The 23736-nt window shown below is 49.8% G+C and carries 18 protein-coding genes; 14 read left to right on the forward strand and 4 right to left on the reverse strand.

The genetic code is table 11. From position 1 onward, the window contains the following. Position 1: 1 nt before the first annotated feature. The 4 genes from BM030_RS16635 to BM030_RS16650 are packed head-to-tail and all read left to right on the forward strand — an operon-like array spanning position 2 to position 5038. Positions 2 to 1474, forward strand: coding sequence for a RagB/SusD family nutrient uptake outer membrane protein (locus tag BM030_RS16635; protein WP_244519026.1), 1473 nt, complete (start codon positions 2 to 4; stop codon positions 1472 to 1474). Positions 1475 to 1491: 17 nt separating this feature from the next. Then, positions 1492 to 2355 (forward strand): zinc-binding metallopeptidase, encoded by an 864-nt coding sequence (locus BM030_RS16640; RefSeq protein WP_090974737.1) that lies wholly within the window; start codon positions 1492 to 1494, stop codon positions 2353 to 2355. 13 nt (positions 2356 to 2368) lie between these two features. Further along, positions 2369 to 3691: a DUF4302 domain-containing protein gene (locus tag BM030_RS16645; RefSeq protein WP_170845793.1), complete on the forward strand. Its 1323-nt coding sequence runs from the start codon at positions 2369 to 2371 to the stop codon at positions 3689 to 3691. 12 nt (positions 3692 to 3703) lie between these two features. After that, complete coding sequence (locus tag BM030_RS16650; protein WP_090974739.1) at positions 3704 to 5038, forward strand: DUF4302 domain-containing protein; 1335 nt, start codon at positions 3704 to 3706, stop codon at positions 5036 to 5038. Positions 5039 to 5042: 4 nt separating this feature from the next. On the opposite strand, the gene BM030_RS16655 is transcribed toward BM030_RS16650, so the two are convergent. From BM030_RS16655 to BM030_RS16670, 4 genes are all read right to left on the reverse strand, one after another. Further along, positions 5043 to 5642 carry an RNA polymerase sigma-70 factor gene (locus tag BM030_RS16655; protein ID WP_090974740.1) on the reverse strand — a complete coding sequence of 200 codons (600 nt, stop codon included), beginning with the start codon at positions 5640 to 5642 and terminating at the stop codon, positions 5043 to 5045. Between the two features lie 456 nt (positions 5643 to 6098). Beyond that, positions 6099 to 7070, reverse strand: a complete 972-nt coding sequence (locus BM030_RS16660; RefSeq protein ID WP_090974741.1) for an NAD(P)-dependent alcohol dehydrogenase — start codon at positions 7068 to 7070, stop codon at positions 6099 to 6101. Continuing rightward, positions 7070 to 7912, reverse strand: coding sequence for a universal stress protein (locus tag BM030_RS16665; protein WP_090974742.1), 843 nt, complete (start codon positions 7910 to 7912; stop codon positions 7070 to 7072). Before BM030_RS16665 ends, BM030_RS16660 begins: the two co-directional genes overlap by 1 nt. 115 nt (positions 7913 to 8027) lie before the next feature. Next, positions 8028 to 8633: a hypothetical protein gene (locus BM030_RS16670; RefSeq protein ID WP_090974743.1), complete on the reverse strand. Its 606-nt coding sequence runs from the start codon at positions 8631 to 8633 to the stop codon at positions 8028 to 8030. A gap of 654 nt (positions 8634 to 9287) precedes the next feature. Between BM030_RS16670 and BM030_RS16680 the strand changes: the two genes are divergently transcribed. The 10 genes from BM030_RS16680 to vapC all read left to right on the forward strand — a co-directional run bounded on the left by BM030_RS16680 (position 9288) and on the right by vapC (position 23204). Beyond that, complete coding sequence (locus BM030_RS16680; protein WP_090974745.1) at positions 9288 to 10172, forward strand: helix-turn-helix transcriptional regulator; 885 nt, start codon at positions 9288 to 9290, stop codon at positions 10170 to 10172. A 213-nt stretch (positions 10173 to 10385) separates the two neighbouring features. After that, the gene (locus BM030_RS16685) at positions 10386 to 13610 is read left to right on the forward strand and encodes a SusC/RagA family TonB-linked outer membrane protein (RefSeq protein ID WP_090974746.1); all 3225 of its coding nucleotides are present in this window, start codon (positions 10386 to 10388) and stop codon (positions 13608 to 13610) included. Positions 13611 to 13632: 22 nt separating this feature from the next. Beyond that, positions 13633 to 15321, forward strand: coding sequence for a RagB/SusD family nutrient uptake outer membrane protein (locus tag BM030_RS16690; protein WP_090974747.1), 1689 nt, complete (start codon positions 13633 to 13635; stop codon positions 15319 to 15321). Positions 15322 to 15334: 13 nt separating this feature from the next. Beyond that, positions 15335 to 16579 (forward strand): glycan-binding surface protein, encoded by a 1245-nt coding sequence (locus tag BM030_RS19900; RefSeq protein ID WP_090974748.1) that lies wholly within the window; start codon positions 15335 to 15337, stop codon positions 16577 to 16579. Positions 16580 to 16602: 23 nt separating this feature from the next. Beyond that, the gene (locus tag BM030_RS16700; protein ID WP_139215931.1) at positions 16603 to 18579 is read left to right on the forward strand and encodes a hypothetical protein; all 1977 of its coding nucleotides are present in this window, start codon (positions 16603 to 16605) and stop codon (positions 18577 to 18579) included. 4 nt (positions 18580 to 18583) lie between these two features. Then, entirely contained in the window at positions 18584 to 19585 is a 1002-nt protein-coding gene (locus BM030_RS16705) for a glycoside hydrolase family 5 protein (protein WP_090974750.1), read from the forward strand. Next, positions 19582 to 20784, forward strand: a complete 1203-nt coding sequence (locus BM030_RS16710) for a glycoside hydrolase family 130 protein (RefSeq protein ID WP_090974751.1) — start codon at positions 19582 to 19584, stop codon at positions 20782 to 20784. The genes BM030_RS16705 and BM030_RS16710 overlap by 4 nt, the downstream gene beginning before the upstream one ends. 1 nt (position 20785) lies before the next feature. Continuing rightward, positions 20786 to 22186, forward strand: coding sequence for an MFS transporter (locus BM030_RS16715; RefSeq protein WP_090974752.1), 1401 nt, complete (start codon positions 20786 to 20788; stop codon positions 22184 to 22186). A gap of 422 nt (positions 22187 to 22608) precedes the next feature. After that, the gene (locus BM030_RS16720; protein ID WP_090974753.1) at positions 22609 to 22800 is read left to right on the forward strand and encodes a type II toxin-antitoxin system VapB family antitoxin; all 192 of its coding nucleotides are present in this window, start codon (positions 22609 to 22611) and stop codon (positions 22798 to 22800) included. Beyond that, positions 22797 to 23204: a type II toxin-antitoxin system VapC family toxin gene (gene vapC, locus BM030_RS16725; RefSeq protein WP_090974754.1), complete on the forward strand. Its 408-nt coding sequence runs from the start codon at positions 22797 to 22799 to the stop codon at positions 23202 to 23204. Before BM030_RS16720 ends, vapC begins: the two co-directional genes overlap by 4 nt. The last annotated feature ends 532 nt before the right edge of the window (positions 23205 to 23736 follow it).

Genomic DNA, 23736 nt, shown 5'->3' on the forward strand with positions numbered 1-23736 from the left:
CATGAAGAGATTACAACGAAAAATCAAGGGGATCGGTGCCTTCGCCATGCTGTTGTTCGGCGCCTGTGGTAATTATTTAGACGTGAGCCCGGATCTGCGGGCAGAACTGGATTCGCCCGAAAAAGTGGGCGAACTGCTGGCTACGGCTTACCCACAGGCTAATTACATTCCCTTTACCGAAACGTTATCGGACAATGTGGGGGATAAAGGTACGGGCAATGCCCCGGTGGTCAATAGTGCCCCCTACCATTTTGAAGACGTGGCTGATATCTACCAGGATTCGCCCACGTACTATTGGAATGCGTGCTATACGGCCATTGCCGCGGCTAACCATGCGTTGCAGGCAATTGCCCGCCATGGCGATACCGAAGCCTACCAGCCCTATAAAGGCGAAGCGCTGGTGGCACGGGCATATGCGCACTTCATGCTCGTTACGTTATTTGCCCAGGCTTACGAGGAATACGCTGCGGCCTCGTTGCCCGGAATCCCGTATGTCACCGAGGTAGAAGATGTGGTCATTAAACGTTATGAACGCCATACCGTTGCCTACGTATATGAGCAGATCGAGAACGACCTGATGGAAGGGCTGCCTTTGCTGGATGATGCAGTCTATGTGTCACCCAAATACCATTTCACTTCCGCTGCAGCACATGCATTTGCCTCGAGGTTCTATCTTTTTAAAAAGGACTATGCCAAAGTCGTTGAACACAGTAATGCGGTATTCGGCGGCGGAAGTCTGCAACCTTACCTGCGGCCGGTGAACAGCATGGCGTATCGCAGTTTGCAGTACCTTGAACTGGAGGCCGAGTACACCCGCGCTGACAATCCGTCCAACCTGCTGCTAGCGGAAGTCCCCACGTCATGGGGGCGCAGCTATCCCGCGTATCGGTATGGTTTTACAGTCTCCGAGTTAAATGAAATTTTTGGCGAGAATCCAACAGGCGGGATTTGGACCTACGGTATTTACGGATCGGAAACCGTATTGAATATCCCAAAATTCAGGGAACACTTCGTAAAACAGAGCCTCCATGCCGAAACCGGGATAGCTTACAACATGGTGCCGTTGTTTACCGCTGAGGAAGTGCTCTTTAACCGTGCGGAGGCCAACGCCATGCTTGGAAATTTTACCGATGCGCTGGCCGACTTGAACGACTATGCATCCACCCGGATGGGTTACAGCTACCAGGATCCGGTATATGTGCCGGAGCTCCACAGCATCGACCGCGATAAGCTGCTCGGGTTTTACGGGACGTTTAGCATGGAGGAGGCACTGGTGAAATGTGTGCTGGATTTCAAACGGGCCAATTTTCTGCATGAGGGGCTGCGCTGGTTTGACATTATCCGCCATAACCTGGGCGTGATTCACCGGACGGCGGACAACCGGACGCTCACCTTAGGCCCGAACGACCCGATGCGGATCCTACAGATTCCGCAGGAGGCGCAGCGTTCGGGAATTGAGTTGAACCCGAGGTGAAACTTCAAACATTAGCTATGAGAAAGTTAACTATATATCTATTTTTTTCCATGCTTGTTGGGCTTGGCGGGGCCTGTAACAAAACAGAAACCTTGCCAGACGATCCCATCCTTGGACTTGGGGGAGAAACATGGGCGAAGGGCCCCATTGATAACTGGCTGGAGGCAGAATTCCTTACGCCTTACAACATCGAGGTGAAATACAAATGGGATCCGTATGAATTGAATTACGTGCGTAATCTGGTTCCTATCCGGGAAGATAAGGTGGAGCCGGTAATGGCTGCGGTAAAGCAGATTTGGATAACACCGTATGAAGTGGTGGCGGGAGAAACTTTTATTAAGACGTATGTACCTAAGCAGTTTGTGCTGGCTGGCAGTGCGGAGTACAACAGCGATGGCACCGTTGTGTTGGGACAGGCTGAGGGCGGAAGGAAAGTGTTGCTGCTGCGGCTCAATCGCTTTGAGCAATCGGACTTGGCGGAAGTGCGGCAGTTGCTTCATACCATCCACCACGAGTTTGCCCATATTTTGCATCAGACGAAAATGTATCCGGTGGACTGGAAAGCGCTGAACCCGGAGTGGTATACCGCAACATGGTATAATAATACGGACGCCGATGCGCATCGCCAGGGCTTGATTTCGGCATACGCTAAGTCCAGCCCGGATGAGGATTTCGTGGAAACGATCTCGTTTCTGTTGGTCTACGGACAGGCATACTATGATGCTGTCATTGCCAAAGACGACGTGCCGGAAACGGCAAAAGCAATTTTGCGCAGGAAACAGGTGATGGTAGTTGAGTACTTCAGCAGGAATTTCGGCATCGACTTTTCGGCGCTGCAACGGGAAACCCAGGCGGCCATCGCGGAATATGTGCAACCGTAAAATAAAGCGAACTATGTCATTCACAGGAAAACGATTTATAAAGAAAACCGCGTGTGCGGTACTGTTGCCGTTGGTGTTGGCCTGTTCAACCGACGAATTTGAAGGCGTACGGCCCGATGAACGCTTGGGCGCCACATTGGAAAGCTATGAGCAGTTGCTCTCAGGCGCGCAGCATGGCTGGAAGGCTCACCTGTATCCGGCGGGCGGCGGGGGCTATGGTTTTTTATTCCGCTTCAACGATCAAAACCGGGTAACCATGCTCGCCGACATCTCCACGGAAACGGGAAGCAGCGCGAAAGAAAGTTCTTACCGCCTGAAGGCGGCCCTTCTGCCTTCGCTGTATTTCGATACCTATTCCTATATTCATTTGCTGGCCGATCCAGACCCGTCCGTCAATGGCGGTGAACCGGGTTGGGGGCGCTACTCCGATTTTGAGTTTGCATTTGTTTCTGTATCGCCGGATACGATAAGGTTGAAAGGAAATCTTTCCGGAAGCCGGCTGGAGCTCATCAGGGCCGATGCGGGGGAAGCGGCGGCTTATGCCGGCGGGAACCTGAATACCATCCGGCAGCAGGTGGCTGATTTCTTGCAGGGCAGTCGCTTCAGTTATCTGGAAGATGCAGCGGGAACAGTTTTTTCGACGGCACTGAACCTTGATACGAAAACCTTGTCGTTGGTCTACGATAGTGCCGGATCAATCACCACTAAGACCGTTGGTTTAGCTTTTTCTGGCCACAATGAGCTGGTGCTTTCCGATACGCTGCGGTTGGGCAGATTGCTGGTAGATCGCTTACGCATTAATTCCCAAAGCGAAGAGCTGGAAGCGGTTTGGGGGCAACAGAGCTATCCGTTTTGGCAGTCGGACCGGCCATTGTTCCCCCTTATCCAACTGTGGGGTATCCAGTATGAAAGCATACGGGTGCCTATGGAGGTTGCCGAGCAGGGCAACGGAACCGAATTTGACACACGTCGGGCGGCTTTCCTGCAGCAGGCAAGGGCTATGCTGGCCCCGGGGACCACGTTTCCTGAAATGCGGCTTACGGTTGACCGCAGCGATGAGCTGCTTTTTGTTAATCAGATTATCCGGCAGGGCAGCAGTAATTTCCAGGCAAATTTCGTGTTCTCTTATACCTTGGACGATGACAGATTCGTGCTCCGTTACGAAGGTCCTGCTGATGGTAATGCGACACTGATCGAGGGTGCTTATGTACCCGTGCTGGAAGGATTTCTTTATGGAGGCATGCGGTTCGATTATGATTTGCAAACTGACAATCTTCGGGCTTGGGGCGAAAGCAGCGGGCTGCCCGGATTTAAATTCGTAGGCACGCTGCAATAAAATTATCAGGTAATGAACAGATATTTAACATTCGTGCTGCTATTGGCAACATTCGTTTGCTGCAAAAAAGAAAACAATGACAATTATGAGGTGGAAAAGGTACATGCCGACCCCGAGGCTTTGATGGCCGAATTTACCGAGGCGCTCTATGCCGGCTCGTTGGGATGGCAAGCCACATTGATTCCCAAGTCAGGGAAAATTTACACCCTCTTTTTTAAAATGGATAAGGCTGGAAATGTATGGACCTTGCTGGACCTCGACGTGAACACCGCCCGCCAACCCAAACGCGGCACCTATCGCTTGGATGCGTCGGCCAATCATGCGTCCATATCTTTTTCGGCCGGTACTTACCTTGATGACGTAACCCATAAAGAAGGTTTCCGTACCGTGGGAGCTGATACAAGCTATGCATTCAAATATGCAAACGGTGATACCCTGGTGCTGCGGGGCAACCGGAACGGCGACGAATTGCGGATGGTACACATCACTGCCCAGGAAGAGTTGAATTTTGAATACGGCATTTTGGGTAACTCCTATATCTATATGTACAACTTCTTTGTGCAGAAGCCTTTTTTCTCGTTTTCCATTCCGGGCCACGGACCGGTACAGGTGGCCCTGAATCCGGGAGCACGGGGGATAACCATGTTTTTCGGTGAGAATAACAGGGGCAAAGTGGTGTCTTCTGATTATGCGTATGGCGTTAACCGGATTGTGCTGAAAACACCTATCCGAATCGGGAGCCATTTGATCAGCGAACTGACGGTAGATACCGAAATGCAGACCTTTTACATTGCCTCCAACGGTGACCGCCTTGACTTAGAAGGAGCCAACATGCCGGTGGTACCGCTGCACTTATTGCTTGGAACGGGGTATCCGCCCTATGTTTCGTTACCCTCGCCATATTTCATTGAAGAACTTCCGGGTTGGTCGGAACCGTTCCACCAACGCTATTACGAAGCTACGGAAAACATGCTTTTCAGCCCCTACGGGCTTCAATTGGGGGTGTTTGCCTTTCACATAGACGGCGAGCGTGACCGGATGAACCTTGAGGTCTTTTTCGGCAATCAGGGCGGTACGTATAAAGCGGTGTATCCTTATTCCTATGATAAAACGAGTGATGGGGTTTATTCGTTCAATGCCTTACCGTTTGAGCGCGGCAATGTACTTCATGAGAATGCAGAATTTATCAAGCAGTATATGGCGCCATTGCTGGATTTGATCAATACCGATTCATTTACGATGCAGTTGTATGATTATGGTGGGGATGATTTTCTCGCGCAGATGACCAGCGTAGAGCGGCCGGAAATCTATTTCACAGGTTATATGTTCGGATATCAGTTAAACTAACGTTTTATAGCAATACCGCTATCAGTAATAGTATTGCCGTTTCATCGTATGCTCCCAAATGTTTGTGGAAGTACTGCAAAGAAGAGCTGATTTGGTTGCGGACCGTATGGATGGATAAATTAAGACGTTCGGCGATCTCGGAATAGGATAGATTTTCCTCGCGGTTCAGCAGGAAAATCTTCCGGCGTTGTTCGGGCATCTTACGGAGCGCATCTTCATACAGGGCAGCCAGCTCGTGGTGGTTGAACCGCGAATCAGCAGAAAGCGCCAGGTCTGTGGCTTCATCCAACAGGGTGTCTAAGGGCTGCGTGAGTATACGGGCTTTTCGGAGATGGTTTAACACCGCATTTTTAATGGAACGGAAAAGGTAAGGTACCAACGTTTGGTCTTCCTGTAGATGGATGTCTTTCCGCTTCTGCCACAGCCTGAACATCACATCCATGGCCAACTCCTTGGCCGTTTCGGAATCATTCAGTAAGGAAAAGCCGAATCCATGGAGCCGGTGGAAGTAACGGTCGAATAATACATTGAACACGCCTTTTTCGTCTTCCTGCAGTGCCTGTAATAATTGCTGATCGGATAATTTCTGTAAAACTTTAGCCATATGCCGCCATCCATTTTAGATTGTGTAAGGGAATGGACTTTTTTTAGTTCTTTTAGTGCTCTAATATACAGGTTTCTTTGAAAACTAAAAACGAGTAAACCGTTTTGGAGATGGTTTACTCGTTATATCCCAATGCCAGCAGCATTTTGGAGTGTCTTTTTGGTTTTATTTCGACCATATATAGATCTTCCGCCTGCACTTATAGCACTTGTAACGCTTCAATGGTAAAAAAAAGAAGAAAGTCTTTACCCACCATGCGCGTGGTACCCGGTCGTACAACTGTGCTGACTTGCATCGCGGGCATCGCGGAGCATCCGTGTTACGGGTATTTTCAGTATGGTTAGAAACAGTCACCATCATTGTCAGCAATAAACGTCAGTAATACATCGTTTGGCATACATCGGTATGCCCGTTTAGGTACGCTGCAAAGGTACTATCTACGATGTTATGCGCATATTATGCTTTGATTAAACCTCTTATTACGACATTGCCAATTTTCTGGCCTGTTTCGACATAGCGGTATGCATCTACAATTTGTTCGAGATCATACGTCCGGTCGATTAGGGGTTTGAATGCGCCAGACTCGGCAAGCTCCCTGAGAAACAGTACATCTTCTTTCTTGATGAACGGCAAGGGAAACAGCACTCTTTTATTTCCGCTTAGGGGGGTGGTCAGCGCCAAAAAGATATTTTCAGATCGTTTGCCTAATTCCGTGGATACGTAAATTCCCTTACGTTTAAGCAGCGGCTTGCATTCGCGGAACGAGCGTTTGCCTACGGCATCAAAAATGAAATCGAAACGATGCGGTGTTGCGGTAAAGTCCTGTTTCAGGTAATCGATGACCTCATCTGCACCCAAGGCGCGTACTTGGTCTACGTTTGGCGTGCCGGCCACGGCGACCACATATGCGCCGACGTGTTTCAGCAACTGCACGGCGGCAGAGCCGATAGCTCCGGTCGCGCCATATACCATCACCGTATCACCGGCCTTCACCTTTGCCGCTCGGATATTGCACCATGCATAGTGGCTGCCTTCGGTAAGCGGGGCGGCATCCTCATAGCTCATCTGATTGGGAATAATGGCTATGGCTCCGGTTGCTTGCGCGGTTTTATACTCGGCATGGGCTCCGAAGGCCGAGTCGTCATATCCAAAGACGCGGTCGCCCACCTTAAACTGGGTCACCGCTTCACCTACTTCTGCCACTTCTCCGGCGAATTCGCAGCCAAGGACTTTATTTTTGGGTGCGAATAGGCCGCTGAAAAGCCGGGAAATGAAATATTGGGCGCTTCTGAAGCCGCAGTCGGTACGGTTTACTGTGGTCGCATGGATTTTCACCAGTACTTCGTCCGCACGGGGCACGGGTTTTTTTACCTCCCGGATGCTGACCACTTCAGGCGGCCCATAACGGGTATAGGTGGCTGCTTTCATCACCCGTTTTTTTCTTTTAGTAACAACAGCGGAATGTCTGCCGCTTTGATTAACCGCTTGCTTATGCTGCGGTGGAATAACCCCTCAAAAAAGCCGTAAGATTTGGGGATAGTAATAATGAGGCCTGCATCGTGCTTTTCGGCAAAATGCGCTATTTCGTCTGCAATGTCGTCGCTTTCGGTGTAATGGTATTCGGGGTGGAGGCTGTCTAACAGACTATGCATTTTATATTGTTCGGAGATGATGTCCGGACCTAGGCGCTTGTCTTTTGGTGCTACGTTCAGCACCAGTAACTTCGCAGTTAACCGCTCCAGCCAAATGCCAATTTCTGTTGCCGGGGTGCTTTCTGACACACGTTTCAGGTCGCAGGCAAACACAATTTTGCTGATAGCGGTATAGCTGGAATCCTTCGGTACGATTAGCAAAGGTGCATTCACTTCCGAAGCAAGGCTTACGGTGTTGCTGCCCACCAGCGCCTGCTCCAGGTTGGTTTTGCCCGTAGCGCCCGCTACGACAAGGTCTGCGTGTCGTTCTTCAGCGAGCTGATTGACACCATGCACCAAAGGCAGTCCGTTTGCCGCCAACTCGATATCCACACCGGCATTATTGCCGACCACCGGCTGCAGTTCCTGTTTTATCTGTTCAAGCGCCTTTAGGCTGCCTTCATGTGTTAACCGCGGAGTGGCTTCGGCCACCGGAACTTCCGTCACGGCCGCGTTGTTGTCATATGAATGGTAAAGCACTATTCGCCCGGTTCCGAGCGGTTGCGCCAATGCCGCGGCATATTTCGCGGCATTCCGGGAAGCGTCTGAGAAATCCGTGGCAATGATGATCGTCTGCATCGTATTTTGTTTAGGGTAAAAATACGAATTGCTGCCTGTTATTTTTAATATTCCGCTGACAATTAATAAAATAATATGTTAACGATTCAATGCAAGAGGCCTCCGTACTATTTTGCTATAGGATAAAGCCTAAGCCCAACGTCAGCATGCCGTTTGTATCTTCCATATTGAGAGCTGAATAACCTAAATTGAAATTTATAGAGCCGGTATTGACAATGATTCCGAGTTCGACTTCAACTCCGGATTTGCTTACATCGGTATACTTAATCCACTCGGTTCCCCAATTCGTGCCACTGTCGCCGATCTGGTTGTATTCATAAACGTAGTTGGCAAAACCATAGCCTAATCCACCGAAAAGATGTAAGCTTGTTCCCAAAACGTTCCCGCCCACATTATGAATGTACGCTGCAGTGATCGATCCTCTTCTATATTCGTTATTACCTGTATAGTCAAAATTCCAGAAATCGTCGTTGATGCCGTTTGAATTGTTCATTTCGTAAATAGACGTCTCATTAAACGCGTTGCTGCTTATCCGCCCTGTAATAGCAAATCCGCCATTGTTCGAAAGCACGCCCAAGCTCATGCCAATAGGCGCGTGCATTCCCCCAGAATATGCCATAAACGTCCGCAATGATTGGGCCGTCTGTCCATATAGCGTTCCAAAGCACAAGAAAGAGGCGGCATTGGCAAGCAACAGATACTTTATTATTTTATTTTTCATATTTCATTACGCCGTAAAGGTGTCTCGTTTTGTTAAAAAAGGTTTCGTGATTAGTTCTGTGATGCCGCATTCTTAATTACAATAAGGGCAGTTCGGAAGTCCGGGGTTATCGGCCTGAAGCTGCTTGTAAATTCTGCAGTTTGCATCAGCTTCGGCGTTTTTTCCCTGACAGCGATAGTTCCAAGCAGCCTTGCAGAATGCGTCGGACTGAATGTCGCCGTCGGGGCCATTGTAACTGCCATTGCAGTTTCCGTTCACATTGTTTCCACCGCTTCCGTCACCTCCAACTGGAGGGGGTGGCATCTCTATCTCGCACGACATAATTGCGAGACACGTAATTAAAAGTAATTTTTTTAATCTAACAGCTAAGTTGATATCGGTCTTCATAAGAATTTTTCTGCAAAAATATAGGCAGGGAAATAGCCGGGCAATACCCAGTTGTAGGTATTTTTACCTAAAAGAGAAGTTCGATACCGAAGGAAAAGTGACACGCTGACGTCGGTTGACACGAAAATGCTTCATATGAAAATATGTTAATTGCTCGTCTCAACTTAATTAAAGTTGCGGTGATGTGCAAGTTGGTGGCGGGAAGTATTGGGGGACGCATACAAATGAGTAAATTAGGCGACGGTAATCTTACTAAACAACCTGATTATGATGAAATCTATACTGCGCGAAACCACACCCTTGTCAGAAAAGGACTGCTTCATGGTATTCTCCAGAGAGAAAACCGAATTTGATTTTCCCTTGCATGTGCACCCGGAATATGAACTGAATTATATTGAAAATGCAAAGGGCGTGCAGCGTATCGTGGGGGATAGTATCGAGGAAATTGATGATATGGAGCTGGCGTTGATAGCCAGTTCAGGCCTGGAGCACGGCTGGTTTGATCACAAATGCAGTGGAAAGCGAATAGTCAAGGAAATCACGATCCAGTTCCACCCGAACCTTTTAGATGGCCAGCTGTTGCAGCGGAATCAGTTTCGGTCCATCCAGGTCATGTTTGCCAAGGCGGCATACGGGGTTGTGTTTCCGAGGGATGTTATCGAACGGGTGAAGGGTAAAATCTACGACCTCGCCACCGAAAAAGAGGGCTTTTTTTCGGTGTTGAAATTTTTTGAGCTGCTGCACGAACTTTCGCAGGGGAAAGGGTTACGTGTACTATCCAGCCGCTCTTTTCACAAGGAAAACCAGCGGTTCGATAGCCGGCGTGTGGAGAAGGTGGTTCGGTTTCTGATGGCGAATTACACGCGGAACGTAACATTGCAGGAGGCGGGCGATTTGGTAGGGATGACCCAGGTTTCACTCAGCCGTTTTTTAAAACTCCATACCGGAAGGGGGTTTATTGATATATTGAATGATATCCGGTTGGGGCATGTTAGTCGGCAGTTGGTTGATACAACCCATAGCGTTACGGAAATTGCACTGCGGTCTGGATTTAACAATATATCCAATTTCAATCGGATATTTCTGAAAAAAAAGGGATGTACACCTTCCGAATTCCGGAGTAAATACCATGAATCTAAATTTTTCCTTTAAGTAAATCAGGAACTGTTCGGGATAAAAAAATACCTTGATTGAACGGTGTAGTGTTGTTTAAAGGGCGTTTTTTTGTTCGAATAGTGTTGTGAAAAGATAAAAAAGTATTAGAGTGGACGATCCGTTTCTGCTTATCTTTGGCCGAGAAGTCTATTCCAGCGGATAGCGACCATATTATAAACAATATCGAACAACCATGTTAATCTTTGTTTTATGAGAAAATTAGTCTGTTTGTGGCTTTTATCTGTTGTTTACTTTTCCGGATGGGCGCAAAGTGTTCAAGTGCGCGGTAAAGTAACGAATGCCCAGAACGGCGACCCGCTAATAGGTGTTTCTATATCGGCCAAAGGAAGCGATGCCCGGACGAGCACGGACGGCGAGGGGAATTTTACAATCTCGGCGCAAGAGGGAACGGTGCTTGTTTTTTCATACGTGGGTATGGAAACGGCAGAAAGGACCGTGTCAGGCGGTGTGCTGAACGTTGCCATGATGCCGGGTATGAATGCGTTGGATGAAATCGTAGCCATCGGGTATGGTACCGTCCGCAAAGGTGACGTATCGGGTTCATCTGTTACGGTGAACGAGGAGCAGTTAAAAGGCACGATAGTGACCAACCTGGATCAGGCATTGCAGGGCCGTGCTGCCGGGGTGACCGCTGTCATGACTTCCGGTGCTCCCGGCGGGGCGATGTCCATCCGCGTACGCGGGCAGTCTACCATCAATTCCAACGCTGAGCCGCTTTATGTAATTGACGGGGTCATTGTACAGGGCGGCGGAAGCAGTGGCGCTTCTTTCGGGCTGGGAGACGCGTTGGGAAATGGGCCCGTTTCAACCATCTCCCCATTGTCTACGCTCAATCCGGCCGATATTGTCTCCCTGGAAATTCTGAAGGATGCGTCTGCCACGGCGATTTATGGTGCGCAGGGTGCAAATGGTGTGGTGCTGATAACGACAAAGAGAGGTCAGGCCGGCGAAGCCAAATTCAGTTACGAGGGGATGACCGCCATTCAGAGCCAGCCCATCCGTTTGAATATGATGAACCTGCGCGAATTTGCAGCTTTCAGCAACGACATTGCCGGAGAAGTCAACTCCAGGGATGCCCGTGTTGAATTTAGGGATCCGTCACTGCTGGGCGAGGGGACCAACTGGCAGGAAGCGGTTTTCAGGCACGCGCCGATGCAGCAGCATCAATTGTCCGCGCAGGGAGGCAGTGATGTCGTCAAATATTATGTTTCAGGCTCCTTTATGGATCAAAAGGGTACGGTAATCGGAACCAATTTTAACCGGTATTCTTTCCGTTCCAACCTGGATGCTCAATTGAAACGTTGGCTCAAGTTAGGGTTGAATGCCATGTATTCATCTACTGGCGAACGCCTGAGCTTGGTGGATAGCGATGAGGGGGTGGTCAAGTTTTCGCTATTGACACCTCCGGACATTCCAATTTACGACATCGATGGAAACTATGCCAGCGTGGTACGCGAGGGGTATACCACGCTGAACCCGATTGCTAAGGCCTTGAGCGACCAGATCTTGTTAGATAGGACAAAGCTGAACGGAAGCATTTTTGCGGACGTAACGGTCATAAAGGATCTGGTATGGCATACGGAACTGGGATTTGATATCAGCGGTTCACGGGCGGAAGTTTTTGAGCCTACCCTGGAGCTTGGCAATTGGAAGCGAACCATCAACATGAATGCCTGGCAGCGCAACAACAACAGGTTCTGGCAGCTCAAAAACTACCTGACATATACACGGAATTTCGGTTCGGGCCATCATATCAATGCCATGCTCGGACAGGAGGCCTGGGAGTCGACTAATGAATTTATGCGTATCAGCGCTACGGGGCTGCCGTCTAATGATGTGCGGAACCCGCGGTTGGGTGAAGACCCGCAAATCAACTCAGGCTTCGGTGAGTCGGCCATGTCGTCGTTCTTCGGGCGCATGATGTACAACTATCAAGATAAGTACATGGGCACGTATACCTATCGGCGCGACGGCTCATCCAACTTCGGGCCGGAAAACCGATGGGCAAGTTTTCATTCATTTGCCACCTCATGGCGTTTTTCAAATGAGCAGTTTTTCGAGCCGCTGAAACATGTGGTTTCCAACGGCAAGATCCGCGTGGGGTGGGGTCAAACCGGAAATTCCAGCATTGGGTCATACCTGTGGGGAGCCAGCATTTCAATGATGCCCACCGGGCTTGGGCCGGGATACCGCCAGTCTAATATCGCAAACCCTTATATTCAATGGGAAACCCAGGAGCAATGGAACTTCGGGCTGGACCTCGGTTTTTTCAACGACAGGCTTACGCTGGTAGCAGACTGGTATGACAAGACTTCGCGCAACATGTTGATGCCGCTGCAGCTTCCCTCGTACATGGGCACGCGCGGCAATGCCTCCTCAGCATTGGCCTCACCCATGGGCAACTACGGAACGATCAACAATAAAGGCTTTGAGATTGCTCTTTCAACAAAAAATTTCGCCGGTGACTTTGCATGGGATACGGATCTGCAGGTGACCGTCAACAGGAATAAGCTCGTAGCGCTTGACGGCACCGCCGCAGCGCATATTGAAGGGTACGGACAGTGGAGCGATGTGGTTTCGGTGTCGCGTGTGGGCGAACCGCTGTACAGTTTTTATGGATACAAAGTAGTGGGTGTATACCGTGATTTGGACGATCTGCAAAATTCACCCAAACCGGAAAAGTATCCTACGGACGGGGTGTTTAACCGGGCTAACACCACTTGGGTGGGCGATTTGAAGTTTGCCGACATCAGCGGGCCGGATGGTGTGCCGGACGGTATCATTGACACCTATGACCGCACGAACATCGGGTCGCCGATGCCTAAATTTACCTTCGGCATCAACAATACGTTTCGTTATCGGAATTTTGACCTCAATGTTTTCTTAAACGGTTCATACGGCAACAAAGTGATGAACTACATGGGGATAAACCTGTCAAACATGCTGACCGGCTGGAATAATCAGCTCGTTGAGGTAACCCGCCGGGCTAACCTGCAGCCGATAGATCCGGGCAAGAGCTATCCGGCAGACGTGAACGGCAATATGGTGTACAATTGGTTTGAAGATGTCACCAACATACGGGTGACCAATCCGGACACGAAGGTTCCCAGAGCAATTTTCAACGATCCTAATGATAATGACCGGATCAGCGACCGCTACATCGAAGACGGGTCTTACCTGCGCATCCGTAATATCGCCTTGGGGTATACGCTGCCGTCATCAGTGACACAGCGCTACAAAGTGGCCAATGTGCGGGTTTATGTGAACATCCAGAACCTATATACATTTACCAAATATACCGGGTATGACCCCGAAGTGGGTGCCAGCATGGCCAGCGCCAATGTGTTCGGGCTGGATAACGGGCGCTACCCGCAGCCCCGGATGTTTTCAGCAGGTGTAAATCTTTCTTTTTAAGAATCATAAACGAGTATAAGTCATGAATTATATATACCAAACTGCAAAAAGGGCCTGCTTTTTAGGGATTGCCCTGGGTACCTTGAACGCTTGCGGGGATTTTCTCGATCGGCCCACTGTGGATAGCTATACGATAGACAGCTTTTATCAAACCGATGAACAGTGCTTCCAGAGCGTAAACCCGATTTACAACTCGCCCTGGTATGATTTCCAACGTGGGTTCTTCAAGGTAGGCGAGGTGCTGTCGGGTAACTACTATATGGGCAATTCACCGTATTTGACGTTTACCATCAATTCTACCGACCAGGATTTGGTGAACATGTCTGCCTCGTTGTGGTCCGTTAACGCGTATTGCAACGGTGTCTTGGAAAATGTAGACGCTAAATCGGGGCCCAATGTCAGCGAACAGGTCAAACGGACCGTCAAGGGCGAGGCATTGGTCTGGAAGGCGATGGCCTATTTCTATCTGGTACGCACATTTGGGGCAGTGCCGATTGTACACAATAATTCAGCTGAAATAGCCGGTGGAAATTACAACGAGGTTTTCAAAGCGCCCATAGAAGATGTGTATCACTATATCGTGTTGACACTGGAAAAGGCCATTGAATGGCTGCCGGAAACCAACCGTCCGGGCCGCATTGACCGTTATACGGCATACGGACTGCTTGCCAAGGTATACCTCACCAAATCGGGGTATGGCCAAAGCGGCTCGCGGAACCAGCAGGATTTGGATAAGGCCGCGGAATATGCACTCAAGGTGATTGATGAGAGCGGCCGCTCGTTGATGCCGGTATATTCAGATATTTTCAGACTGAAAAACAATTTTTCTGATGAGAGCCTGCTGGCTTGGCACTGGGTGTCTTCGGAAGTGTGGACTTCGCAAAATTCCCTGCAGTCTGACTTGGGGCTGACCGGGTTTTCTGAATTCGGTGATACCTGGGGAGACTGGGGAGGCCCTTCGGCAGACCTTCAGGAGGATTTCGGTGAAAACGCGCTCTCCCTTACCCGCAACAATTCGGATGTGAGAAGGAAGGCCACGATGATGATGTATGGTGACGTCTACGATTACTTTTGGGCTGATAGGGGTGGGTTTGATTATGCAGACTTCTGCAGGAACGTGACGGGCGAGTTTCGCTCGCCAACCGGCGCCAACAGTGTGAAACACCTGGTGGGAAACAACAATGACCACGTGGCGGGGATAGGTGCGCCTATGCGGAATATGTCTACCAGCTTAAGTACGCATTTGCTGCGGCTGGCCGATGTGTATTTAATTTATGCGGAAGCGGTTATCGGAAACAGCGGCTCAACAACGAACGCCAAGGCACTGGAAGTCTATAATGCAGTGCGCAGGCGGGCAGGTTTCAGCGGCAACACAACGTCCATCACTTGGCGCGACGTATGGAAAGAGCGGCGGCTCGAACTGGCCTGCGAAGGAGACAGGTGGTACGACTATGTACGGTGGCATTACTATGAGCCGGCTGCAGCCATTGCCGAACTGAGGGGGCAGAAAAGAAGCTTCTATGTTGGATTAGACGACTTCTATAAAACCGAAAGTTTCGACCCGAGCGTGACACGTTATGACGATAATCCGGTAATTCCCAATGTAACCAATGCGCATTTCCAGCTGCCGTTTCCGGATACTGACCTGACGATGAATCCAAACCTGCTGAAAGAGCCGGTGAAATTTGATTTTAGTGGCATACAATATTAAACCTCGATAAGACATGAAAACAATCGACAATATAATGTCTAAGCTATGTATCGCATGGGCAGGCTTGTCCCTATTGCTTTCGGTACACGCTTGTAAGGACAATGCGGATACGTTTGAACTGTCGGATGGCGTACCGACGATCCGGTACGTGCGAGTACCTGATGAAATGGTTAGCGATTCGCTGCTGACCGGCGCTTTCCTAGGCAATAGCATAGCCATCATCGGTGAAAATATGAAAAGCGTATCTGAAATCTGGTTCAATGACCAGAAGGCGGTATTGAATACGAGCTTTATGACAGATGAGGTGATTATCGTATCCGTGCCCAGGGAAATACCGGCGCATGTGACGGATAAGATTTATTTTGTGAATAAGTCTAAACGTGACACTGTTGCTTATGGCTTTAATGTGCTGGTTCCGCCGCCTGCGGTAGTGGCAATGGCGTGTGAGCACGTGCCGGAAGGTGAGGTTGCTGTGCTGACCGGAAATTATTTTCTGCCCACGGCCGAGCATGATAACCCCGTAGTGGTGTTTACGCCCAATATTGAGGTGACGGAGGTGGTGTCTTATACGCAGACGGCCATTGAGGTGGTTGTGCCGCCGGGGGCGCAGGAAGGGCCGGTATCCGTGCGGTCGCGCTATGGGACTACCCGATCGACCTTCTATTTCAGGGATACCCGCGGGATGATTACAAATTACGATGCGGATTACCCGATAGTCAACAGTTGGGGACGGGCGGGTCGGCTCGAAAGTGACCCGGCTTATGCGCTTTCTGGAAACTACCTGAAACTGTCGGGTTCCTTTCCCGAACCCACCGAATGGAGCGCCGCCAGTGAAAGTGAGGGGCTAAGCCATTATTGGGGTAACGAAAACGGACGCACGGGCCCGCTGTTTGAAGGCGATCCCGCCGAAATGGTGATGAAATTTGAAGCTTATGTACCCAACAGGTGGAGTGCGGTGGGGTTGTCGTTTATCTTTGCACCCACAGGCACAACCAACGGCCCCCTCTATGAAGATGACAAGCCCCGGGCTATATGGATGCCGTGGAGGAACACCGGGTCGTACCAGACCGATGGCTGGGTGACGGTGGCCATTCCCCTCACAGAATTTAAGTATAACGGTGCCGGCTCGTCCGTAAACGCTTTGCCTGCGGCCTATGAAAACCTGAATATATTTCTGGCCAACCGCGGACTCGTTTACGTGGGCACGGCCTGTGACCCGGTGATTTTGATGGATAATTTGAGAATTGTGCCGCAATGAAGGTAACCTATAAAACGATGATTATGTTGTGCAATAGACAAAAGCAACAGGTAGCCTATTGGCTAATCTGCTTCATGGTGGGAGGCGTGTTCTTTGCCTCCTGTAAGAAAGAGGAGCAAGTTCCCGATACCGTGCAACTCGAAGTGTTTGGGCCATCGCCTGTGCTGAGAGGAGGCGAGATCAAGTTCATCGGAAACCGCCTGGACAGGGTAAAGGCTGTGGTACTGGCCGATGGCACGGAAATTACGGAAATCAACGTGGTGAACTCCGGTGAAATCCGGATAACCATTCCGCACGATGCGGCACCGGGGCATATTATCCTCAAATATGACGGTGGTGAAATACGGACAAAAACACCGCTCACCTATTCAGAACCCATCGCCATTGATGATGTATCGCCCCTGCGGGCCAAAGCGGGAGAGGTGATCACCATCGAAGGGGAATACCTTAACCTCATTGCGGAAATCATATTTGCCCAAGACGTGGTCGTCACCCAAGAAGCGTTTGTGTCGCAAAGCCGCAAAAAAATTGAAGTGGCTGTGCCAGAAGAAGCCCAAACCGGTGTAATCGCGCTCTCCAACGGCGCCGAAATTCCGTTGATGCTATATACGGAAAGCGAGGTCGAAATCGTGCTTCCCGCTGTTGAAGCGCCGGTGGATCTCACGGGGAAGAAGCCGGGAGACGTTATCTCCATCAGCGGAACGGACCTGGATCTCGTCAAGCACCTCATCGTGCCGGAAGAGCAATCCATTGTCTTTTCCGTGAGCGAAGAGGGCCGGGAAATCTCATTTACCCTTCCGGAAAATACGGTAGACGGAGCTGTGGTCATGATTCCCGCCTCGGGCGTAAAAGTGGCCCTTGCCAACGTCGGCATGGCTACGGTTGCCGAACTGTCGGCCACGCCGGCTACGGAGGTGAAGGCGGGGCAGCAACTCACCATTACGGGAATCAATATGGAATTGGTGACGGAAGTGATATTTGCAGGAACGACTGAGCCGGCGGCCATAACGTCGAAGTCTGCCACAGCGGTAAAAGTAACCGTACCGGAGGGAGCCGTATCGGGCGATATTATACTTCGAACAAACACGGGTAAGGAAGCCACGGTAGCCATTGAAACGGCGAAAGCGAATGTACTTTCTTATAACCCCAATCCGGTGGCCGCCGGGACGGCGCTAACCATCACGGGACAGCACCTGGATGTACTCCATGCGCTTACATTTTCCGGAAACGTCACCGTGGAGGTTTCTGCAAATTCGGCGTCATCGTTGAACGTGATGGTACCAACCACCGCAGAATCGGGCCCCCTTACGGCCACCATGAAAAACGGCGAGCAGGTGGCTTTTCCGTCGCTCACCGTTGACAAACCCCTGGTGGCATATATCCCGGTGATGCCAACGGATGAAATTGCCAACGGAAAACTCTGGATTGTCACGATAGCCAACCAGGACAAACTCACGGGCGTGCAAATCAACGGGCAGTCCGTGCAATATGTGGTGGATGGCGATCAATTGTATATTGGCATTCCCTCCAGCGTGAAGGGCAGCTCGGTGCTAAGGCTCCTTTCCTCGAACGGTGATATCAGCTACACGATTGATATCAAAGACAGCGGAATCGTTGAAACGGTCATTTGGGACGAAGGGCCGCTCGATGTCACCTGGGGCGATGGTGGCCGGGTATTGATTCCCATTGACATGTTCAACAATGTGCGGGCGGGTACGTTCCTTAAGTTCTATTTCGAACAGAAGGATGCCTGGGGGCAGGCCCAGATAAATCATGGAAACTGGGGGCAGATTGCCTTCCCGGAACTGGATAACCAAGGTACTATAACCTCGCATGGGATGCCGATAAATAATGACAAATCGATTACGACGCTCGAATTGCAATTGACCCAGGAAATACTGGATATCATCCGTAATAATGGGGGTGGTGGCTATGGGATTATCATTCAGGGAAGCGATTGGATATTTGAGAAAGTAAGCATCATTGATTACGGGAATTGAGTATATGATAGGATATCTGTTCAGACGATTGCGAATGTTGCTGTTCAGCGTTTTCATCACCTGCTCGGCTGACGCTGCCACCTTGGCTGACACTGCCGCGACGGCCGTAGGCAAACATGGCCGGCTGCGTGTACAGGGCGCAACGCTGCTCGACCAGCACGGCAAACCAGCAGTGCTTCGGGGCGTAAGCCTGGGCTGGCATAACTGGTGGCCCCGTTTCTATAACAGCGAAACCATAAAATGGCTCGCTGCAGACTGGAAGGCCACCGTGGTGAGGGCGGCTATAGGCGTCGGTCCGCAGGGATCGTATCTGGATAATCCAGATTTTGCGCTGGAGTGCCTCTATCAGGTGGTGGACGCCGCATTGGCAGAGGGGGTTTATGTTATTATTGATTGGCATAGCCATGAGATCCATACCCCACAGGCCAAGGACTTTTTCGGTAAGGTAGCGACGAAATACAAAGGGTATCCCAACGTCATTTACGAAATATATAACGAACCCGTTGACGATAGCTGGGCGGAAGTGAAGGCATACGCAGCAGAAGTAATCAGCGTTATCCGGAGCATCGATGAGCAGGCTGTTATCCTGGTTGGCTGCCCGCATTGGGACCAAGATATCCATTTGGTGGCTGACGATCCCATCGAGGGGTATGACAACATCATGTACACCGTCCATTTTTATGCGGCTACCCATAAACAGGCACTGCGGGATAGGGCCGACTACGCCATAGCGAAGGGTATTCCTGTTTTTATATCGGAATGCGCAGGCATGGAGGCCACTGGAAACGGGCCGGTAGACCATGAGGAATGGCAACGATGGGTTAAGTGGATGCAGAAAAACAGTCTAAGCTGGGTGGCATGGTCTATAGCAGACAAAGATGAAACCTGTTCCATGATAAAAGATACGGACGCACCCGTTGCTTCATGGAAAAAAGAACATCTGAAAGACTGGGGCCAAACCATTCGAGCGGAATTGCGGGATGAGCTTATCCGGACAACACTATGAGCGATATATTCACCGCCCGCTTTCAAACCGTTCAGGCCGCATACGAAAACCTTATCCGTAGAAAAAATGAGCCGATGGAACCTGGCAACGGTATTTTTAAACGATATAAATACCCGGTGATTACGGCAGAGCATACGCCTGTTTTTTGGCGGTATGATTTGTCGCGGCAGACCAATCCATTTTTTATGGAGCGGTTTAGCATCAATGCCACCTTCAATGCCGGCGCCATCAAGTGGAACGGGAAATACCTACTCATTGTGCGGGTGGAAGGGAGCGATCGGAAGTCGTTTTTCGCGATCGCGGAAAGCCCCAATGGCATCGATAATTTTGAATTTTGGAACTATCCCCTTGTTATACCGGAATTGGATGATCCGGATATTAATGTATATGATATGCGGCTTACCCAGCATGAGGACGGCTGGATCTACGGCCTGTTCTGTTCTGAAAGAAAAGATCCGAAGGCGCCTGCCGGCGACCTGTCGTCTGCCGTGGCCTCGGCAGGAATCGTGCGCACTAAAGACCTTGTTGTCTGGGAACGGTTGCCCGACGTCCGGTCCCGTAGCCAGCAGCGGAACGTTGTGCTGCATCCCGAGTTTGTAGATGGTAAACACGCCCTGTATACCCGTCCTCAGGACGGCTTTATTGATGCCGGCACCGGAGGAGGGATCGGCTGGGCGTTGATTGAGTGTATGGAACGTCCGGTTATAGCGGATGAGAAAATCATCAACCACCGTAAATACCACACCATTAAGGAGCTGAAGAACGGCGAGGGGCCGGCTCCGCTTAAAACAGAGAAAGGCTGGTTGCATCTGGCCCATGGGGTGCGGGCCTGTGCCGCAGGTTTGCGATATGTTTTGTACCTTTACCTGACTGATCTGGTGTATCCGGACAGGCTGGTGGCTGAGCCTGCCGGATACCTGATGGCTCCGCTTGGTGAAGAGCGGGTAGGCGATGTTTCCAATGTGCTGTTTTCCAACGGATGGATAGCGGACGACGATGGGTCGGTGTATATATATTATGCATCGAGCGACACGCGAACGCATGTGGCGCTGTCCAGCATTGACCGGCTGCTGGACTATGTGCTGAATACCCAGCCGGATGGCGGGCGCTCTGCGGCGTCCGTGCAGGCGTTGAATACACTGATCAATAAGAATTTAAAGCAAGAGGTACTCATCGCAGGAAACAAGCAGCGCATATAGCATGAATATACCTGCAAGCAAGGTAACAGTACGGGAAAAAATCGGATACGGATTGGGAGATGCCGCATCGTCCATGTTCTGGAAGCTTTTCGGCATGTATCTCATGTTTTTCTATACGGATATCTTTGGGCTTGAGGCCAGCGTGGTGGGTACTATGTTTCTGGTTACCCGGGTATGGGATTCGCTCGTTGATCCGGTTATTGGCGCGATAGCCGACCGGACAGGCAGCCGGTTTGGAAAGTTCAGGCCCTATATATTGTATGTCGCCGTTCCCTTCGGGGTGATGGGGGTAATCACGTTCTATACGCCCGATTTCGGTTCTACCGGAAAAATTGTATATGCCTATGTAACCTACTCCGTTATGATGATGGTGTATTCCGCTATCAATGTCCCTTATGCTTCGCTGCTGGGCGTGATAAGCCCTTCGCCTTCGGTAAGGAGCGTATTGGCTACCTTCCGCATGACCTTCGCGTATATCGGAAGTTTTGTGACACTGCTTTTGTTCAACCCGCTGGTGGCTTATTTCAGCAATTATAGCGGCGACATCAGCCAGCAGCGATATGGCTGGTTCATGGGAGCCACCGTCATGGCTGTATGCTGTGTAATCCTTTTTTTTCTCTGTTTCCTCTGGACCAAGGAACGCGTGCAGCCGGTTATGGGCAGCTCATCGACATTAAAGGAGGACGTCAGGGATTTGCTGAACAACAGGCCTTGGTGGATTCTGTTGTTTGCCAGCATCTGTACCCTCGTGTTTAATTCGGTACGTGACGGTGCCGCACTGTATTACTTCAAATACTATGTTGAGGAACAGCAATTCGCCCAAGTCAGGATTTTCGGTATTCCTTTCGTTTGGAGCGGGTTATATTTGTCCGTTGGGCAAATAGCCAATATAGCCGGGGTGATATTGGCCGCTCCGGTAAGCAACGTCGTGGGGAAAAAGCGCACCTATATTATCGCAATGGCATTGGCTGCCGTTGCGAGTATCGCGTTCTATTGGCTGGCGCCCACGGCTATTTATGGCATTTTCTTCCTACAGATATTGATTAGTACCTGTGCCGGAACGGTATTTCCCTTGCTTTGGTCTATGTGCGCGGATTGTGTGGACTATTCCGAGCTGCGCACCGGAAACCGTGCTACAGGGCTTATCTTCAGCTCGTCGTCCATGAGCCAAAAGCTTGGTTGGGCCTTTGGAACAGCGGTAACCGGGTGGTTGCTTGGGTATTTCGGTTTTCAGGCCAATCAGACTCAATCCGTTGAGACGTTAAGTGGCATACGGATGTTTCTAAGTTTCTTTCCCGCCATCGGGGCGGCACTGGCAGCATTTTTTATCGTCTTATACCCGTTGAATGAGCAGCGGATGAACGAAATTGCTCTGCAGTTAAGCGGAAGGAGAAATGGCTGATGCCAGCTTTGCAACTTGTCGTTTTGGTGTCAACCGATAGCTTTAGCAGTTTGTGAAAGCGTCGCTATGCCAACTGTCATTGCGGAATGGGAAGTTGTCTCCGTCTGCGAAAATGTTTTCGGGAATACAAGTCATTTCGGCTGTTGCAAATTCGTCTGTGAATAACTAAGTTTTCGTTGCGAAGTAATCTATACCTCACAGACAGTTGAGTTGATGGTTTTGAGAAGAACGAGCGCGATGTAACATACGATGACACGCGCTATTATCACGCGTGGGTAATAGGTTGTCTCTGCTTACAATACGTAAACAGAAAACTTGACATTTAAACCTGAGTATACAGTCTGTTGTTCCCTAAGACAGATAAACTTTGACGAAGTGATGTGTGTAAAAATGATTATCTTTACACCAAATAAGGAGGTGTTATGCGTACCAATATTGAACTAGACGAAAACTTGATCAAGCAAGCGTTAAAAATCAGTGGCTTAAAAACCAAAAAAGACATCGTCAATGAAGCATTGAAGCAATATGTCGCTTCTTTAAAGCGTAGGAATATTTTGGCAATTCGCGGCGAGGGCACCTGGTCTGGCAATCTACAAGACATGCGAAGTCTATGAATGAACCCTTGCTGTTTGATACCTCGGTTTGGATAGATTTTCTAAATAAAAAAAGTACTCCCGGTGCAGATTTGTTGGAACGATACATCCTGTCCGACGATCAGATTTATTTGACACCGACCATCCTTCAGGAAATCTTACAGGGGATCCGGGATGATGCGAAATACGAACAGACAAAAGACACGTTGGCTTATTTTAACGTGCTGGACCTACCCCCCGTGCAAGCTGCGATAGGTGCTGCAGACTTGTATCGTACACTCCGGAAAAAAGGTACGACGATCAGAAAAAGCAATGATTGCCTGATAGCGTATTACGCACTTGAATTCTCAATTACCTTGGTACATAATGATTCGGATTTTGACCAAATCGAGCAGTATACCGATTTAAAGGTTTGGAGTTTTTAGGTGCAGATTTCACAGCTTACCCGCAACTTGCGGGACGCAGCCACACCCACGGTAAACCCGGACGGACGAACAGCACCTTAACTAGCCCCTTTCTTCTGACCAAATTCCCCCGTCTCCCACGGCCCGCTTTGGGCTGGTCCACGGCGTGTCCACAAAATTCCAAAGAAAAAGCAAAGCAGGGGGCGAAGCGATCCTAAAGATACGGCGGTAAATAGTGGGGAGAAAGTCAGTAAAAGGTCAGTAGAAAGGGAGAGGAATGTCACCCTGCGGATGTATCATTTTAGTGTGGAAAGGGCAGCAACGCCCAGGTAGACAATCCCGTCGGGCGGAGTTGTTGGCAGCCCACTTGGGTCTTGTATGGTAAAATGATGACCATTACCGGCTCATTTACTAAAGAAACTATTATTGGAATATCAAGTTTTTTAATTCGTTCATATTGTAATCTTCCCCGAAAACAGCTACGAATATTAATGTAGTTTTATAATTTAGGGACAATGAAAAAGAGTAGGTTTAGCGAAAGTCAGATCATCAA

This window comes from Parapedobacter composti (assembly GCF_900112315.1).
In the GTDB taxonomy this organism is placed as follows: Bacteria; Bacteroidota; Bacteroidia; order Sphingobacteriales; family Sphingobacteriaceae; genus Parapedobacter; species Parapedobacter composti.

Excerpts from the sequence above, each read along its gene's own strand:
- BM030_RS16720 (WP_090974753.1), top strand. The coding sequence starts at position 22,609 with ATGCGTACCAATATTGAACTAGACGAAAACTTGATCAAGCAAGCGTTA.
- BM030_RS16640 (WP_090974737.1), top strand. The coding sequence starts at position 1,492 with ATGAGAAAGTTAACTATATATCTATTTTTTTCCATGCTTGTTGGGCTT.
- BM030_RS16705 (WP_090974750.1), top strand. The coding sequence starts at position 18,584 with ATGATAGGATATCTGTTCAGACGATTGCGAATGTTGCTGTTCAGCGTT.
- BM030_RS16660 (WP_090974741.1), bottom strand. The coding sequence starts at position 7,070 with ATGAAAGCAGCCACCTATACCCGTTATGGGCCGCCTGAAGTGGTCAGC.
- BM030_RS16645 (WP_170845793.1), top strand. The coding sequence starts at position 2,369 with ATGTCATTCACAGGAAAACGATTTATAAAGAAAACCGCGTGTGCGGTA.
- BM030_RS16680 (WP_090974745.1), top strand. The coding sequence starts at position 9,288 with ATGATGAAATCTATACTGCGCGAAACCACACCCTTGTCAGAAAAGGAC.
- BM030_RS16635 (WP_244519026.1), top strand. The coding sequence starts at position 2 with ATGAAGAGATTACAACGAAAAATCAAGGGGATCGGTGCCTTCGCCATG.
- BM030_RS16710 (WP_090974751.1), top strand. The coding sequence starts at position 19,582 with ATGAGCGATATATTCACCGCCCGCTTTCAAACCGTTCAGGCCGCATAC.
- BM030_RS16650 (WP_090974739.1), top strand. The coding sequence starts at position 3,704 with ATGAACAGATATTTAACATTCGTGCTGCTATTGGCAACATTCGTTTGC.
- BM030_RS16685 (WP_090974746.1), top strand. The coding sequence starts at position 10,386 with ATGAGAAAATTAGTCTGTTTGTGGCTTTTATCTGTTGTTTACTTTTCC.
- BM030_RS16700 (WP_139215931.1), top strand. The coding sequence starts at position 16,603 with ATGTTGTGCAATAGACAAAAGCAACAGGTAGCCTATTGGCTAATCTGC.
- BM030_RS16655 (WP_090974740.1), bottom strand. The coding sequence starts at position 5,642 with ATGGCTAAAGTTTTACAGAAATTATCCGATCAGCAATTATTACAGGCA.
- BM030_RS16715 (WP_090974752.1), top strand. The coding sequence starts at position 20,786 with ATGAATATACCTGCAAGCAAGGTAACAGTACGGGAAAAAATCGGATAC.
- BM030_RS16665 (WP_090974742.1), bottom strand. The coding sequence starts at position 7,912 with ATGCAGACGATCATCATTGCCACGGATTTCTCAGACGCTTCCCGGAAT.
- vapC (WP_090974754.1), top strand. The coding sequence starts at position 22,797 with ATGAATGAACCCTTGCTGTTTGATACCTCGGTTTGGATAGATTTTCTA.
- BM030_RS16670 (WP_090974743.1), bottom strand. The coding sequence starts at position 8,633 with ATGAAAAATAAAATAATAAAGTATCTGTTGCTTGCCAATGCCGCCTCT.
- BM030_RS16690 (WP_090974747.1), top strand. The coding sequence starts at position 13,633 with ATGAATTATATATACCAAACTGCAAAAAGGGCCTGCTTTTTAGGGATT.
- BM030_RS19900 (WP_090974748.1), top strand. The coding sequence starts at position 15,335 with ATGAAAACAATCGACAATATAATGTCTAAGCTATGTATCGCATGGGCA.